At 68.6% G+C, this 14,929-nt stretch carries 17 protein-coding genes; 13 read left to right on the plus strand and 4 right to left on the minus strand.

Features of this window, described 5'->3' with window-relative positions:
• Nucleotides 1-13: 13 nt before the first annotated feature.
• The 4 genes from SCNU_RS06685 to SCNU_RS06700 form a co-directional block, all read right to left on the minus strand.
• A complete protein-coding gene (locus tag SCNU_RS06685) occupies nucleotides 14-2,023 on the minus strand; it encodes an oxidoreductase (protein ID WP_009678593.1) in 2,010 nt (669 codons plus the stop codon).
• Nucleotides 2,024-2,071: 48 nt separating this feature from the next.
• A complete protein-coding gene (locus SCNU_RS06690; RefSeq protein ID WP_139025851.1) occupies nucleotides 2,072-3,670 on the minus strand; it encodes a purine-cytosine permease family protein in 1,599 nt (532 codons plus the stop codon).
• Between the two features lie 182 nt (nucleotides 3,671-3,852).
• Nucleotides 3,853-4,035: a hypothetical protein gene (locus tag SCNU_RS06695; protein WP_009678595.1), complete on the minus strand. Its 183-nt coding sequence runs from the start codon at nucleotides 4,033-4,035 to the stop codon at nucleotides 3,853-3,855.
• A gap of 55 nt (nucleotides 4,036-4,090) precedes the next feature.
• Complete coding sequence (locus SCNU_RS06700; RefSeq protein WP_009678596.1) at nucleotides 4,091-4,450, minus strand: ArsR/SmtB family transcription factor; 360 nt, start codon at nucleotides 4,448-4,450, stop codon at nucleotides 4,091-4,093.
• 149 nt (nucleotides 4,451-4,599) lie between these two features.
• Between SCNU_RS06700 and hisD the strand changes: the two genes are divergently transcribed.
• The 13 genes from hisD (at nucleotide 4,600) to trpC (ending at nucleotide 14,928) form a co-directional block, all read left to right on the plus strand.
• A complete protein-coding gene (gene hisD / locus SCNU_RS06705; RefSeq protein ID WP_009678597.1) occupies nucleotides 4,600-5,925 on the plus strand; it encodes a histidinol dehydrogenase in 1,326 nt (441 codons plus the stop codon).
• The gene (locus tag SCNU_RS06710; RefSeq protein ID WP_009678598.1) at nucleotides 5,922-7,058 is read left to right on the plus strand and encodes a histidinol-phosphate transaminase; all 1,137 of its coding nucleotides are present in this window, start codon (nucleotides 5,922-5,924) and stop codon (nucleotides 7,056-7,058) included. Before hisD ends, SCNU_RS06710 begins: the two co-directional genes overlap by 4 nt.
• Nucleotides 7,055-7,693: an imidazoleglycerol-phosphate dehydratase HisB gene (gene hisB / locus SCNU_RS06715; RefSeq protein ID WP_009678599.1), complete on the plus strand. Its 639-nt coding sequence runs from the start codon at nucleotides 7,055-7,057 to the stop codon at nucleotides 7,691-7,693. The genes SCNU_RS06710 and hisB overlap by 4 nt, the downstream gene beginning before the upstream one ends.
• The gene (hisH, locus tag SCNU_RS06720) at nucleotides 7,690-8,331 is read left to right on the plus strand and encodes an imidazole glycerol phosphate synthase subunit HisH (protein ID WP_009678600.1); all 642 of its coding nucleotides are present in this window, start codon (nucleotides 7,690-7,692) and stop codon (nucleotides 8,329-8,331) included. Before hisB ends, hisH begins: the two co-directional genes overlap by 4 nt.
• Nucleotides 8,332-8,610 carry a hypothetical protein gene (locus SCNU_RS06725; protein ID WP_009678601.1) on the plus strand — a complete coding sequence of 93 codons (279 nt, stop codon included), beginning with the start codon at nucleotides 8,332-8,334 and terminating at the stop codon, nucleotides 8,608-8,610.
• An 89-nt stretch (nucleotides 8,611-8,699) separates the two neighbouring features.
• Nucleotides 8,700-9,449: a bifunctional 1-(5-phosphoribosyl)-5-((5-phosphoribosylamino)methylideneamino)imidazole-4-carboxamide isomerase/phosphoribosylanthranilate isomerase PriA gene (priA, locus tag SCNU_RS06730; RefSeq protein WP_009678602.1), complete on the plus strand. Its 750-nt coding sequence runs from the start codon at nucleotides 8,700-8,702 to the stop codon at nucleotides 9,447-9,449.
• Nucleotides 9,450-9,456: 7 nt separating this feature from the next.
• Entirely contained in the window at nucleotides 9,457-10,320 is an 864-nt protein-coding gene (locus tag SCNU_RS06735) for an inositol monophosphatase family protein (protein ID WP_009678603.1), read from the plus strand.
• Nucleotides 10,317-11,090: an imidazole glycerol phosphate synthase subunit HisF gene (gene hisF / locus SCNU_RS06740; protein WP_009678604.1), complete on the plus strand. Its 774-nt coding sequence runs from the start codon at nucleotides 10,317-10,319 to the stop codon at nucleotides 11,088-11,090. Before SCNU_RS06735 ends, hisF begins: the two co-directional genes overlap by 4 nt.
• 42 nt (nucleotides 11,091-11,132) lie before the next feature.
• Nucleotides 11,133-11,486, plus strand: a complete 354-nt coding sequence (gene hisI, locus SCNU_RS06745; RefSeq protein ID WP_009678605.1) for a phosphoribosyl-AMP cyclohydrolase — start codon at nucleotides 11,133-11,135, stop codon at nucleotides 11,484-11,486.
• Between the two features lie 41 nt (nucleotides 11,487-11,527).
• On the plus strand, nucleotides 11,528-11,707 hold the full coding sequence (locus SCNU_RS06750) for a tautomerase family protein (RefSeq protein ID WP_006895384.1): 180 nt from the start codon (nucleotides 11,528-11,530) through the stop codon (nucleotides 11,705-11,707).
• A complete protein-coding gene (locus SCNU_RS06755; RefSeq protein ID WP_009678606.1) occupies nucleotides 11,704-13,284 on the plus strand; it encodes an anthranilate synthase component I in 1,581 nt (526 codons plus the stop codon). Before SCNU_RS06750 ends, SCNU_RS06755 begins: the two co-directional genes overlap by 4 nt.
• Nucleotides 13,284-13,973, plus strand: coding sequence for a TIGR02234 family membrane protein (locus SCNU_RS06760; RefSeq protein ID WP_009678607.1), 690 nt, complete (start codon nucleotides 13,284-13,286; stop codon nucleotides 13,971-13,973). Before SCNU_RS06755 ends, SCNU_RS06760 begins: the two co-directional genes overlap by 1 nt.
• Before the next feature lie 136 nt (nucleotides 13,974-14,109).
• Nucleotides 14,110-14,928, plus strand: coding sequence for an indole-3-glycerol phosphate synthase TrpC (gene trpC / locus SCNU_RS06765; RefSeq protein ID WP_009678608.1), 819 nt, complete (start codon nucleotides 14,110-14,112; stop codon nucleotides 14,926-14,928).
• Nucleotide 14,929 lies beyond the last annotated feature (1 nt).

Below are 14,929 nucleotides of genomic sequence, written 5' to 3' on the forward strand. Positions count from 1 at the left end.
TAGACCTCGCCGGTCACAGGCGGCGGCCGGCGAAGTAGGCGGAATGGATGGCGTCGAACACTCGGCCGGGGCGGTCGGCGGACCCGATGACGGTCACCGCCTGGCCGCGGGTGCGGAGTGCGTCGGCGAAGTCGTCGCCTGCGGGTGCACGTCCGGCTGCGATCACGACGGTCTGGGCCGGGAGGCGTTCGGATCCGTTCGGTGTCTCGACGATCACGTGGTCGGCCGCGACTGACAGCGCGCGGGTGGCGGTCCGCACCCGCACGTCGGCCTGGCTGAGGAGCCCGGGCAGTGCGATCGCATCGGTGAACACCTCGTCGCCGCTCAGCAGATCCTCGTGCTGCTCGACGAGGGTCACCTTGGCGTTCGGGCACTCTCGGGCGATGCGCAGCGCGCAGTCGCACCCGGAGAATCCGCCGCCGATCACCACGGTGTCACCGGTGATGTCTGTCGGGCTCACCAGCGTCGGGCTGGTCGGGGAGGCGTCGCCTGCGATCTCGACCTTGGCGACGCGGTCCGGCGCGCCTGTCGCCAGGACGATCTCGTCGAAGCCTGCGAGATCGTCGAGGCCGGCCCGTACCGGCAGCACGAGGATCCCGCGACGGGTCACCTCGGATTCCAAGTGGTCGACCAGGGCGCGCAGATCGGTCTTGCTCGTCCATTGCCTGGTGAATCGGAGCGCGCCGCCGAGTCGGTCCGGCTCGAAGAGTGTGACGCGGTGCCCGCGGTCGTACAGGAGCGCGGCGCTGCGCATGCCTGCAATTCCACCACCGACCACCGCGATCTCGGCCGGGCGGTCGGTGAGCTCGAGCGGAAAGCTGCGTTCCTCGTTGAGATTCGGATTGACGCTGCAGCCCGAACTCCGGCCCGCGTTGAGGCCCCGATGCAGGCAGCCGTCGTTGCAGCGGATGCACGGGGTGATCTCCGCACGACGGCCACCGAGCGCCTTGGCAGTCCAGTCGGGATCGGCCAGCATTGCCCGGCCGAGGGAGACGAAGTCGGCGGAGTCCGCGGCGAGGATCTCCTCGGCGACCTCTGGCGACACCAGGGAACCGGAGGCGATCACCGGGATGTCGACCGCGTCGCGGATCTGTTCCCATCCCCACTTGTGCAGGGCCCGGGGCATGAACCACGGGCTCACCTCCCACTCCATCAGCGCGTGGTGCCCGCCGGACGCATGAATCACGTCCACCCCGTGTTCCTGAAGCAGGCGGGCGAGCCGGACCGTCTCGTCGATGGTGATTCCGTCGGGTTCGTAGTCGACCACCGAGAGTCGGACCGACAACGGGAAGTCCCAGGGCACCCGTTGCCGGATCTCATCGACGATCTCTAGGAGGATGCGTGCCCGGTTCTCGAATGATCCGCCGTACTCATCGGTGCGGTCATTGGTGTGCGGGGACAGGAAGTTGGTGATCAGGTAGCCGTGTCCGGCGTGGACTTCGACGAGGTCGAAACGGGCGTCGTGCGCGCGGGCGGCGGCGGCGCCGAAGTCCTGGACCAACTGGTGGATCTCCTCGGTGGTCATCGGCACCGGCCGGTGGCCTTCGACGGCCTCGGCCTCGCTCCACGACGACCCCGACGCCGATTTCATGGGCGGAGTGCCGAGAAACTTCTGTCGGCCGCCATGGGCGATCTGGATCCCGACTTTGGCCCCAGTGGAGCGGACGACATCGGCCAGCCATCCGAGGCCGGCGACGTGCTCGCGCCGGGAGATGCCGATCTGATTGTGTATCGCCTTCGATGCGTCGTCATCGACGTAGCTGTACTCCACCATCACCAGTCCGATCCCACCCTCACCGAGCCTGCGGTAGTGATCGACGGTGCGCGCAGTGACGGAGCCGTCCTGGTTCGCGGTGGCAGTCGCCTGGGGCGACTTCACCACACGGTTGCGGATCTGGAGGTCCCCGATGGCACCGGGTCGGCCGAGTGCAGGGAACGTGGGCGCACCGGACTCCGAAGCGGTCGGTTCGGATGCGGGATGCGGTGCTGGGGTGCCTGCGTGGCGGGGCAGGTCGGTGATCATGGGAGAACCTTCTTCCGGGGCTGCTGGTTCGGGTCGGGTTGATCGGCGTCAGTCGAAGTGGCGGGCTCGGTTTCCGATGGCGCACGCGTCGCAGATCGCGCCCTGGTCATCCGCATGGAGGTTCCGGTCCATCTCGTAAGCGATGTAACTCTTCTCGCACACGGTGCAGCGGACGTACTCGGCCCAGGGGTCGGCGACCTCGTCGCGCACATCGGAGACGGCAAGCGGCGTCCGGCGGGGCGCCCGGTAGAAGACCGCGGTGTACAGCACGACGGCGATCACCAGTGCCACGAGTGGGGCGATGGCGGCGAGGCGGTCGGGGACGTGCGCGGACTCCTCGAGCCAGATGGCGACGCCGGCCGAGACCATCCAGGCGGCGAATCCCCACGAGAGTCGAGGCATCCGCTGCGCGCGGAACTCGGTGGCGCGCCAGCCCCTGGTGAGCACGAAGTGGGTGGCGAGGATGGCCATCCATCCGACGAAGAGGCCGGCCTGCCAGCCGAGCATTCGATCCAGGTAGCTGAAGACATCGGTGAGCATGAGGACGAAGACCAGGATCGTCAGCCCTACCACCAGCACGAGTCGGGGGACCCGGCGGCCGGTGAGCGAGGTGATGACGCGGGAGAAGTTGGTGGACGACTCGTAGTAGTTGAGGGAGTTGATCCGGGTCTGCGAGATAACGATGAACAGCAGGCCGAACACGCCCATGCTGGTGATCAGAGCGGTGACGACGCCGGTCTCCGCGGCAGGCTCGTCGGGGATCACCGATCGCACCAGGAAGATGCCTGCGACTCCGTTGACCAGGAACAGCAGCGTGTTGAAAACCCAGCCGAAGGTCACCTTCGTATGGAATCCGGTATCCGGAACGCGACCGAAGCGGCCGAAGTCCATGGTCATCGCCATGTTCATGAAGATTCCCATGAACAGCATGGACGCGAGCAACCAGCCGGGGTACGCACGTTCGGACGCGGGCACCACACCGTCGAAGTCGAGCCACGCCGAGCCGACGGGAAACCGGATCGCGGTCACGATGACCGCCGCCACGAGGCCGACATAGTAGACGGGAAGTAGTGCGCCGTTGAGCTTGGCCATGAACGTCTGGACGCCGCCGAGCATGAGTGGGAGCATGCAGAGGCAGACGATCGCGTACCACACCGCGATCGGCCAGTCGGGTGTGTAGTGAGCTAAGGCGACGGCCAGCGTGCTCGATTCGAAGACCGCGTAGTAAGTGGTGTTCGCCGCCAGCAGGAGCGCGACGAACGTCGCGCCGAGGACGCCGAAGGTCTGGCGCGAGATGAGCGTGGCGTTGAGTCCGGTGCGGATCGCCCACCGCGCGAAGATCTCATTGAGGAGGCTGTAGACGATCACCGTAGCGACAATCGCGATGATCGCGTTCACGGTCCCGAAGAGGCTGGCCGCGAGGGCACCGTAGAAGAGCCAGACCATCGCTGACAGCAGCGACCAGAACGACATGGTGAGCTGCCATCGGCCGAGCCGCATCGACGGGGGTACCACGTGATTGGAGTAGTCGTCGTGCAATTGGTCCGCGACGACCTGGGGGTCGTCTGTGGTGGAGAGGTCGAGGGACCAGGGAACCGGTCCGCGCGCGGTCGCGTCGGCAAGGGGTTCTCGGGGGAATGTGGTCATGAGCAACACCGCCTGATTTGATGTACACACTTTTGCATACACTTTGAGAAAGTATGTGATGGGCGCCTCAATGTGTCAAGGGTGTGCGGCGAATCGCGTGCTCGCGCGACAGTTGGAGTGCAGCCGTGGTTGTGGCCTTTCAACTGGTGGCGAGGCGGGTGAAGTCGATCCCCGCTGAGCGTCTAGCTGAACTCGGCGCGGTAGTGCGCGGCGAAGGCCTCGTTCGGGTGATAGTCCGCGAAGTCGACGGTCGCGGGATCCGCCCCGTTCTCGGCTGCGACGAGGCGGTTGAGGTGTGCCAGCCGCTCGGGTTCGGTGACCGCCGCCCAGACATCGTCGATGGGGCTCGGAACGTGCGCTGCCATTCGCAGGACGTGCCGTCCGCTGTCGCGAGGCGGCGGCCGGTCGGGGCGGGTGTGCTCATGCGGTGTTCTCCTTGGTATCCGGCGGGGTCGAACGACATTCCCGGCTGGTGCGACGCACCTCGATGTCGAGCCCGTCGAGGGCGTGTTCGGGGATCGGCGGCGCCGCCCGGCGAAGTTGATCGAGGTAGCTCTGGACGGGATCGACGCCGCTGCTGACGAGGTGATAGTGGCGTTCGCGACCGGACGGAACCGCGTCCACCAGTCCGGCGTCGGTGAGTATCCGGAGATGTTTGCTGACCGCCGGCCTGCTGATCGAATGGTCTGCTGCCAAGTCGACCACTCGCGCCGACCCGCGTCGCAGGCGGAGGAGGAGGCTGCGACGGACGGGGTCTGCCAATGCCGCGAACACGTCCACATCTCGATTCGTATCCATTAAGTTACCAATTGTCAAAGGGGTGTCGGAACTCACTCGTCGGGAGCGGTGCAGAAACGACTTGCCGTGAACGCATATCCTGGACGGAGTCCACACCTTCACCAGAACGCGAATTCGGAGACTCGACGATCATGCTCACCCGAACCGACCTGCGAGGCAGTACCCCGACGCTGAGCCAACTGCGTCGCGCCCTGCCGCGCGGCGGAACCGACGTCAACGCCGTGCTGCCCACGGTCACCCCCGTCGTCGAAGCGATCGCCGAGCACGGTGCCTCTGCCGCACTGGACTACACCGAGAAGTTCGACAAGGTCCGCCCCGGTTCCGTCCGAGTCCCCGCCGACGTGATCGCGAAGGCGCGCGCCGACCTCGATCCCGCGGTCACCGATGCGCTGGAGGAGTCGATCCGGCGCGCCCGCCTGGTGCATGCCGACCAGCGTCGCCAGACCTCGGTCACCGAGGTGGTGCCCGGTGGAACGGTCGCCGAGAAGTGGATTCCGGTCCGTCGCGTGGGCCTGTACGTTCCCGGCGGCAACGCCGTCTACCCGTCGAGCGTCATCATGAACGTGGTTCCCGCGCAGGAGGCAGGGGTCGGCTCGCTCGTCGTCGCGTCGCCCGCGCAGGCCGACTTCGGCGGCTGGCCGCACCCGACGATCCTGGCGGCGTGTTCGCTGCTCGGCGTCGACGAGGTGTGGGCGGTCGGCGGCGCACAGGGCGTGGCGCTGCTCGCCTACGGCGGCGAGGACACCGACGGCGGCGTCCTCGACCCGGTCGACCTCATCACCGGTCCCGGCAACATCTACGTCACCGCGGCCAAGCGCCTGGTCCGCGGCGTGGTCGGCATCGACTCCGAGGCCGGCCCCACCGAGATCACGATCCTGGCAGACGACTCGGCCGATGCGGCGGTCGTCGCCTCCGATCTCATCAGCCAGGCCGAGCACGACGTCCTCGCGGCGTCGGTCCTCGTCACCGACAGCGTGGCCCTCGCCGACGCCGTCGACGAGGCAGTGGAGCGGGCCGCATCGGCCACTAAGCACTCCGAGCGCGTCAAGACCGCGCTCGCCGGTCCGCAGTCGGGCATCGTCCTGGTCGACGACGTCGACGCCGGACTCGCCGTGGTCGACGCCTACGCCGCCGAGCACCTCGAGATCCAGACGCGCGACGCACAGGCCGTCGCCGACCGCGTCACCAGCGCCGGCGCGATCTTCGTCGGCACCTACTCACCGGTCAGCCTCGGCGACTACAGCGCGGGGTCGAACCACGTGCTCCCGACGTCCGGCTCGGCCAAGTACGCGTCCGGGCTGTCGGTCCAGACTTTCCTGCGCGGTGTTCACGTCATCGACTACGACCGCGACGCCCTCGCCGAGATCGCGGACCGCGTCGTCACCCTGGCCAACGCCGAGGACCTGCCCGCGCACGGCGAGGCGGTCCAGGCCCGGTTCGGCGGCGACGCCGAATGAGCGGAGGCATTCCCGGCCGGTCGGTGACCCTCGACGACCTTCCACTGCGCGACGCGCTGCGCGGCAAGTCGCCCTACGGTGCGCCCCAGCTCCAGGTCCCGGTCGTCCTCAACACGAACGAGAACCCGCATCCGCCGAGCCAGGCCCTGATCGACGACGTCGCCAAGGCCGTCGCGGCCGCCTCCGAGGAACTGCACCGATACCCGGATCGCGACGCCGTCGGCCTCCGGTCCGACCTCGCCGCGTATCTCAGCTCCGCGACCGGCGTGGAGCTCTCGGTCGACAACGTCTGGGCGGCGAACGGCTCCAACGAGATCCTGCAGCAGATCCTGCAGGCCTTCGGTGGACCGGGCCGCAGCGCGATGGGCTTCGTGCCGTCGTACTCGATGCACCCGATCATCTCCGACGGCACGCAGACCGAGTGGGTGCCGGCGTACCGCGCCGACGACTTCTCTCTCGACGCCGAGCAGGCGGTCGCGGCCATCGCCGAGCACCGTCCCGATGTCGTCTTCGTGACCTCGCCCAACAATCCGACCGGCGGCAGCGTGCCCCTCGACGACCTGCGCGCCATCATCGGCGCCGCACCCGGGATCGTGATCGTCGACGAGGCGTACGGCGAGTTCTCCTCGCAGCCGAGCGCCACCGCGCTGATCGACGAGTTCGGCAGCAAGCTGATCGTCTCGCGGACCATGAGCAAGGCGTTCGCGTTCGCCGGTGGCCGCCTCGGCTACCTGGCGGCGGCGCCCGCGGTGATCGAGGCGCTGCTGCTGGTCCGACTTCCGTACCACCTGTCGGTGTTGACGCAGGCCGCGGCGCGCGCGGCGCTGCAGCACGCGCCGGAGACTCTCGGCGGCGTCGCGGCGATCGCCGCCGAGCGCGACCGCGTCGTCGCCGCGCTCGCGGGGATGGGCTACGACGTCACGCCGTCGGACGCCAACTTCATCCTGTTCGGAGACTTCGCAGACGCGCCGGCCACCTGGCAGCGATACCTCGACCGCGGCGTCCTGATCAGGGATGTCGGCATTCCGGGCCGATTGCGTGCGACTATTGGACTACCGGCCGAGAACGACGTGTTCCTGACGGTCAGCGCCGAGCTGGCCGACACCGACCGAAAGCAGCAGCAACCGCAGTGACCACAGCCCAGCACCGCACAGCTCGCATCGAGCGCACCACTCGAGAGTCGTCGATCGTCGTCGAGATCGATCTCGACGGCACGGGGAAGACCGACATCGACACCTCGGTGCCGTTCTTCGACCACATGCTCACCGCCTTCGGCGCGCACGGCAGCTTCGATCTCACCGTCCACGCGAAGGGCGACATCGAGATCGAGGCGCACCACACCGTCGAAGACACCTGCATCGTGTTGGGTCAGGCGATCGGCGAGGCGCTCGGCGACAAGAAGGGCATCCGCCGCTTCGGCGACGCGTGGATCCCGATGGACGAGACCCTCGCCCAGGCGATCGTCGACGTCTCCGGCCGCCCGTACTGCGTGCACACCGGCGAACCCGATCACATGCTGACCGCCGTGATCGGCGGCTACTCCGGCGGCGCGAAGCCCGTCGTCTCGTACGCGACGGTGCTGAACCGGCACGCCTTCGAGTCGATCGCGCTCAACGCCCGGATCGCACTGCACGTCCGCGTGCTCTACGGCCGAGATCAGCACCACATCACCGAGGCCGAGTTCAAGGCCGTCGCCCGGGCGCTGCGGGCGGCGGTCGAGCCGGACCCGCGGACCAGCGGAATCCCGTCGACGAAGGGCGCTCTGTGAGCTCGAAGCAGGTGGCGCTGCTCGACTACGGTTCGGGCAACCTCCGGTCCGCGCAGCGTGCGCTCGAGCGTGCGGGCGCGGATGTGGAGATCACGTCGGACTTCGAGACCGCCATCAACGCGGACGGTCTGCTGGTCCCGGGCGTCGGTGCGTTCGCCGCGTGCATGGCCGGACTCAAGGCCGTCCGCGGCGATCGCATCATCGGCCGTCGTCTGGCCGGCGGGCGGCCGGTCCTCGGCATCTGCGTCGGTATGCAGATCCTGTTCAGCCACGGCGTCGAGTTCGGGGTGGACACCGAGGGCTGCGGCGAATGGCCGGGGTCCGTCACGCGCCTGCAGGCCCCGGTGCTTCCGCACATGGGCTGGAACACGGTCGACGCACCCGCGGACTCCACCTTGTTCGCCGGGATCGACGACGACGCCCGCTTCTACTTCGTGCACTCGTACGGAGTGCAGGAGTGGGAGATGGACTCGATGGGCTCGCCGCTCGTCGCGCCGAAGCTGACGTGGTCCGATCACGGGGGACGGTTCCTGGCCGCGGTGGAGAACGGTCCGCTGTCGGCCACGCAGTTCCACCCGGAGAAGTCCGGCGACGTCGGCGCCCAGCTGTTGCGGAACTGGATCGGGGGGCTCGCCTAGGTGAATGCGAAGAGCGAAGCAGCACAGCAGTTCTCGTTCGCGAAGCTGGTGTTCTACTCCCTGGGGGCGGGGGTGCTGACGCTCGCCGTGCTGCTGCCGGTCGTGCTGCTGCTGGCCCGGCCCTATCCCACTGCGGCGCTGTGCGTCGCGATCGGGTCCATCCTGGCGATGGTCGTCGTGATCGCGCTGGTCTCGCGGCGGATGATGTCGGGGATTCAGCGGGAGATCGACTTGCGTCGTGCGGAACTGGAACGCAGGCGCGCAGCGGAAGAGAACTGATCGCGTCCCGGCGGGTGCCGGGCCGCGCGGAAAGTGGACGTACGGGTGGTGACGCCCGTACCGATCATCGAGAGAAGAGAACAGAACTGATGGGCATCCTCGAACTCCTCCCGGCCGTCGACGTGGTCGACGGTCAGGCGGTTCGCCTGGTGAAGGGTGAGGCCGGGTCGGAGACCTCGTACGGCTCGCCGCGCGACGCCGCACTGGCGTGGCAGCGAGACGGCGCCCAGTGGCTGCATCTGGTCGACCTCGACGCGGCGTTCGGTCGCGGAGACAACCGCGAACTGCTCGCGCAGGTCGCCGCCGAGGTGAATGTGAAAGTGGAGCTCTCCGGAGGCATTCGCGACGATGCGTCGCTCGCGGCCGCACTGGCGACCGGCTGCACCCGGGTCAACCTGGGCACCGCGGCGATCGAGAACCCCGAGTGGTGCGCGCGCGCCATCGCCGAGCACGGCGACAAGATCGCGGTCGGCCTCGACGTGACCCGCGACGGTGACTCCTACACCGTCCGCGGGCGTGGCTGGGTCACCGAGGGCGGCGACCTCTGGGACACCCTGGATCGCCTCAACGAGGACGGCTGCGCGCGCTACGTGGTCACCGACGTGAGCAAGGACGGGACGCTGTCGGGGCCGAATCTGGAACTGCTGGAGCAGGTGGCTCGCGCCACCGACGCCCCGGTGGTGGCCTCGGGCGGCATCTCGCAGATCGACGATCTGCTCGCCATCGCCGAACTGACTCCGCTGGGCGTGGAGGGCGCGATCGTCGGCAAGGCGCTCTACGCCGGCCGGTTCACGCTTCCCGAGGCTCTCGCTGCCGTCGCAGGCGCCGGGAGTCGGTGACTCCGACGTGACCGATCTCGCCGACCTCGACTACCCGCGGCTGCTGGCCGCGGCGGAGTCGGTGCTCGATGAGGTCACCGAGGTGTTCGTCGACGGTCTGGGCTCACCGGGTACGCATGCGAAGGGCCGCGGTGATTTCGCGACCGACGTCGATCTGGCATTGGAGCGCACGATCGCCGAGAAGCTGGAGCAGCGCACCGGTATCGAGGTCCACGGCGAGGAGTTCGGCGGTCCCGCCCCGCACGACGGCGTGATGTGGATCCTGGATCCGATCGACGGCACCTTCAACTACTCGGTCGGCATGCCGATCGCCGCCATGCTGCTGGCGCTGGCGGTCGACGGTGAGCCCGTGCTCGGACTGACCCGCCTGCCGCTGGTGGGACAGCGGTTCGCCGGGCATATCGGTGGCCCACTGCTGGTCGACGGGGTACCGACCGAGCCGGTGCCCGACAGCCCGTTGCAGACCGCGGTGATCGGCTTCGGGTCGTTCAACGCTCGGGCACGCGGCGAGGTGCCGGGCGCGGCGCGAGCCGAACTGCAGCGCCGGCTCAGCTATCGGGCGGGTCGTCTCCGGATGACCGGGTCGACGGGCACGGACATCGCCTACGCGGCGGCGGGCGTCTTCGGCGGCGCCGTCTCGTTCAGCGCCAAGGCTTGGGACAACGCCGCGGGCGCGGCACTGGTCCGCGCCGCAGGCGGCACGGTCACCGATCTCTCCGGCGCGCCCTGGACCGTGGGCTCCACCTCGCTGGTGGCGGGCAATCGCCGACTTCATGGAGAATTGCTCGACGTGATCGCCGAGGCGATGCCCGAGCAGTTCGCCGATCACAATCCCGACATCCCCAACGACAACGAGGAGACCCGCCCGTGAGCGTGGCAGTTCGCGTCATTCCCTGCCTGGACGTCGATGACGGCCGGGTGGTCAAGGGCGTCAACTTCGAGAATCTGCGCGACGCGGGCGATCCGGTCGAGCTCGCGGCGCGATACGACGCCGAGGGCGCGGACGAGCTCACCTTCCTCGACGTGACGGCGTCGAGTTCGGGGCGCGGCACCATGCTCGACGTGGTCCGCCGCACCGCGGACGCGATCTTCATCCCGCTCACGGTCGGCGGCGGCATCCGCGCCGTCGACGACGTCGACGTGATGCTGCGCGCGGGTGCGGACAAGGTCAGCGTCAACACCGCGGCGATCGCCCGGCCGGAGGTGCTCAGTGAGATGAGCAGGCGTTTCGGTTCGCAGTGCATCGTGCTGTCGGTGGACGCGCGGACCGTGCCCGAGGGCAACGAGCCGACGCCGTCGGGCTGGGAGGTGACCACGCACGGTGGTCGTCGCAGCACCGGCATCGACGCCGTCGAATGGGCGCAGCGCGGGCAGGAGCTCGGAGTGGGGGAGATCCTCCTCAATTCGATGGACGCCGACGGCACCAAGGCGGGTTTCGACATCGCGATGATCGAAGCCGTGCGCGCGGCCGTCTCGATTCCGGTCATCGCCAGCGGCGGTGCTGGCAGGGTCGCGGATTTCGCGCCCGCGGTCCACGCCGGAGCCGACGCCGTGCTGGCCGCCTCCGTCTTCCACTTCGGCGACATGACGATCGGCGAGGTCAAGGACGCGATGCGCGCCGAGCACATCGTGGTCCGCTGACGTCCGTCAGCAGTCTTCATCCGCCACAGAAAGAGGAGAACCATGGCGTTGCCCGCAGAACTCGCTGCCTCGCTCAAGCGCAACGACGACGGACTGTTCGCCGCCATCGCGCAGGAGCGGTCGACCGGCATCGTGCTGATGATGGCGTGGATGGACGACGAGTCGCTCGAGCGGACGCTGGCCACCCGCAAGGCCACGTACTACTCGCGCTCGCGGCAGGAGTACTGGGTGAAGGGCGAGACCAGCGGACACACCCAGTACGTGCACGACATCCGCGTCGACTGCGACGGCGACACCCTGCTGTTGACGGTCGACCAGGTGGGTGCGGCGTGCCACACCGGCAACCACAGCTGCTTCGACACCGAACCGTTGGAGTTCGGCGTCCCCGTCGCGTGAGCAACCAGAACCACACCATGCAACCCACTGAAGGACTAGCGATGCCGCTGATTCAGATCTCCCAGACACCGGGGCTGTCGGACCGAGTGAAGCGGGAGACGATCGCCGCCGTCACCGAGGCGTACGCGAAGGCCACGGGCAAGAACCCGGATTCGGTCTGGGTGACGATCACCGAAGTGCCGCGCCAGCACTGGGGCGTCGGTGGGGAGCCGCTGGGATGAGCGGAACGACCGCGACGAACTCGATGGAGACGACCTCGCTCGAGACGTTCCGCGACCTGGCCGTCGATCATCGCGTCGTGCCGGTGACCCGCAAGGTCCTGGCGGACTCGGAGACCCCGCTGTCGGTGTACCGCAAGCTGGCGCGGGATCCGAACGCGACGCGAAGCGACGGGCGGTTCGCCGCCAAGGAGGGCACCTTCCTGCTGGAGTCGGCGCCGAACGGCGCGTCGTGGTCGCGGTGGTCGTTCATCGGCGCGGGCACCCGGTCGGCACTCACCGTCGCCGACGGGCAGGCGCACTGGTGGGGTGACGTGCCCGCGGGTGCGCCGGTCGGCGGCGACCCGGTGGAGGCGCTCGCCGAATCCCTTCGGCTGCTGCGGACCGACCCGCTCGACGGGATGCCGCCGCTCACCGGCGGTTTCGTCGGGTTCATGGCCTACGACTTCGTCCGCCGACTCGAACGACTGCCTGAGACGACGGTCGACGATCTGCACTTGCCGGACATGTTCTGGCTGCTGGTCGCGGATCTGGCGGCCTTCGACCATCACGAGGGCACGATCACGTTGATCGCCAACGCCGTCAACTGGGACGGCAGCGACGAGCGCGTCGACGACGCGTATCACGACGCGGTCGCCCGGCTCGATGCGATGACGCGTGCGCTCGCCGCGCCGGACCCGTCGACCGTCTCCACGTTCAGCAGGCCCGCACCGGACTATCGGTCGCAGCGCTCGCTCGACGACTACCGCGAGATCGTCGCCGGACTGGTCGGCGAGATCGAAGCCGGCGAGGCGTTCCAGGTGGTGCCCTCGATGCGCTTCGAACTCGACACCGATGCCGACCCCGTCGACGTCTACCGCGTCCTGCGCGCCTCCAACCCGAGCCCGTACATGTACCTGCTCCGGATGCCGGGCATCGACCGGGAGCCGTTCTCAATCGTCGGCTCGTCGCCCGAGGCGCTCGTGACGGTCGCCGACGGTGTCGCCACCACCCACCCGATCGCGGGAACCCGCTGGCGCGGCGCGACCGACGAGGAGGACCTCCTGCTGGCCAAGGGGCTCCTGGAGGACGAGAAGGAGAACTCCGAACACCTGATGCTCGTCGACCTGGGTCGCAATGATCTCGGGCGCGTCTGCGAGCCCGGCACGGTCCGGGTCACCGACTACCGACGGGTCGAGCGGTACAGCCACGTCATGCACCTGGTGTCGACCGTGTCCGGGCAGCTTCGCGACGGTGAGCAGGCACTCGACGCGGTGACCGCGTGCTTCCCGGCGGGTACCTTGACCGGCGCGCCGAAGGTGCGCGCGATGGAGTTGATCGAGGCCAACGAGATCACCCGGCGCGGGCTGTACGGCGGTGTGGTCGGCTACCTCGACTTCGCGGGCAACGCCGACACGGCGATCGCCATCCGGACCGCGCTGATGTCCGGCGACGTCGCCTACGTCCAGGCCGGCGGCGGCGTCGTCGCCGACAGCGACGCCGAGTACGAGTTCAACGAGGCACGCAACAAGGCGTCGGCGGTGCTGGCCGCGGTCGCCGCCGCCGGAACCATGAAGCCGGTGGCAGGGGAGGAACAGTGATGAGCAGCGAGGCGAGCCAGAAGCCGCAGACGACCGCGCCGCCGGTCGACCGCCGATGGCAGATGATCGCGTCGGTGCTGATCCTGCTGGCGGCCCTCGGCCTGTGGGGAGCATCGCGGATGAAGTGGGCGACCATCCTCGTCGCCCCCGACCTGGGGCCGGCTCGGGTGTTCACGGTGAACGGTTCCGACTGGAGCCCCTGGCTGACGCCGGTCGGCATCGCGATGGCGGCCGCGGTGGTCGCGCAGTTCGCGCTGCGGGGCTGGGCGCTGCGCATCGTCGCGATCCTCGTCGCACTCGGCGGAGTCCTTGCCGTGATACCGGCCATCTCGCTGCTCACCGAGGGCGAGAACAACCTGTACATCGTCAAGATGGTCGACGTGCCGGCTCGTGCCGTCATCGACGGCATTCCGACGGAGTCCACCCCGGGATACCTGGTGATCGCATCGGCGGTGTGCGCGATTCTCGGGGCCGTCGCGATGGCCCGCACCGCGCGGCAGGGCGGAATGTCGTCCAAGTACTCCTCGCCCGCGGCACGTCGCGACGATCTCGAACGGCAGATCTTCGACGAGCGCGAGCGCGCTGCGGCGTCGGGCGAGCCGACCGCACCCGCCGCGAACGAGCGACTGCTGTGGGATTCGCTCGACGAGGGCATCGATCCCACAGAGGACGAAGAGCCCAGGTCGTAACGCTCGTCGATGTCGGCTCGATTGTGACACGTGAACGTGTCTCTCACCGGTCACGACGACGATCACGACCCCGGACTCCCGCCTCTTCGGCCACGTGCTTACTCTTGATGACAAGCAGTGAAAGGGGCCGATAGCCGTGAGCAATCAGTCAGTGCTCGATTCGATCATCGAGGGAGTCAAGGCTGACGTCGCCGCGCGCGAAGCGGTCCTCGACCTCGCCGCAGTCAAGAAGGCCGCGGCAGCGGCTCCGGGCCCGCGGGACGCGATGGCTGCCCTGAGCCAGAACGACATCGCCGTCATCGCCGAGGTGAAGCGGGCGAGTCCGTCCAAGGGTCAGCTCGCCAACATTCCGGATCCTGCGGACCTGGCGAAGGCGTACGAGGCCGGCGGCGCGCGGATCGTCAGCGTCCTCACCGAGCAGCGACGTTTCGGCGGATCTCTCGCCGACCTCGACGAGGTCCGCGCGGCGATCGACATCCCGATCCTGCGCAAGGACTTCATCGTCGGGCCGTACCAGATCCATGAGGCGCGCGCGCACGGCGCCGATGTCATCCTGCTGATCGTCGCGGCTCTCGAGCAGAAGGCGCTGGCATCGCTCCTCGATCGTGCCGAGTCGCTCGGCATGACAGCCCTCGTCGAGGTGCACACAGAGGAAGAGGCCGATCGAGCGCTGGAGGCCGGAGCCAAGGTGGTCGGCGTCAACGCGCGCAACCTGAAGACCCTCGAAGTCGATCGCGACTGCTTCGCACGGATCGCCCCGGGGCTGCCGTCGAGCACCATCAAGGTCGCCGAGTCCGGTGTTCGCGGACCCGCGGATCTGCTGGCCTACGCGGGCGCGGGTGCCGACGCGATCCTGGTCGGGGAGGGCGTCGTGACCAGTGGCGATCCGCGACTCGCGGTCGCCGATCTGGTGACCGCGGGTTCACACCCGTCGTGCCCGAAGCCCTCGCGCTGAC

The organism is Gordonia neofelifaecis NRRL B-59395 (genome assembly GCF_000192435.1).
GTDB lineage: Bacteria > Actinomycetota > Actinomycetes > Mycobacteriales > Mycobacteriaceae > Gordonia > Gordonia neofelifaecis.

Coding starts and splice junctions, on each gene's coding strand:
- SCNU_RS06685 (WP_009678593.1), bottom strand. CDS start 2,023: ATGATCACCGACCTGCCCCGCCACGCAGGCACCCCAGCACCGCATCCC.
- SCNU_RS06690 (WP_139025851.1), bottom strand. CDS start 3,670: ATGACCACATTCCCCCGAGAACCCCTTGCCGACGCGACCGCGCGCGGA.
- SCNU_RS06695 (WP_009678595.1), bottom strand. CDS start 4,035: ATGGCAGCGCACGTTCCGAGCCCCATCGACGATGTCTGGGCGGCGGTC.
- hisD (WP_009678597.1), top strand. CDS start 4,600: ATGCTCACCCGAACCGACCTGCGAGGCAGTACCCCGACGCTGAGCCAA.
- SCNU_RS06710 (WP_009678598.1), top strand. CDS start 5,922: ATGAGCGGAGGCATTCCCGGCCGGTCGGTGACCCTCGACGACCTTCCA.
- priA (WP_009678602.1), top strand. CDS start 8,700: ATGGGCATCCTCGAACTCCTCCCGGCCGTCGACGTGGTCGACGGTCAG.
- hisI (WP_009678605.1), top strand. CDS start 11,133: ATGGCGTTGCCCGCAGAACTCGCTGCCTCGCTCAAGCGCAACGACGAC.
- SCNU_RS06750 (WP_006895384.1), top strand. CDS start 11,528: ATGCCGCTGATTCAGATCTCCCAGACACCGGGGCTGTCGGACCGAGTG.
- SCNU_RS06755 (WP_009678606.1), top strand. CDS start 11,704: ATGAGCGGAACGACCGCGACGAACTCGATGGAGACGACCTCGCTCGAG.
- SCNU_RS06760 (WP_009678607.1), top strand. CDS start 13,284: ATGAGCAGCGAGGCGAGCCAGAAGCCGCAGACGACCGCGCCGCCGGTC.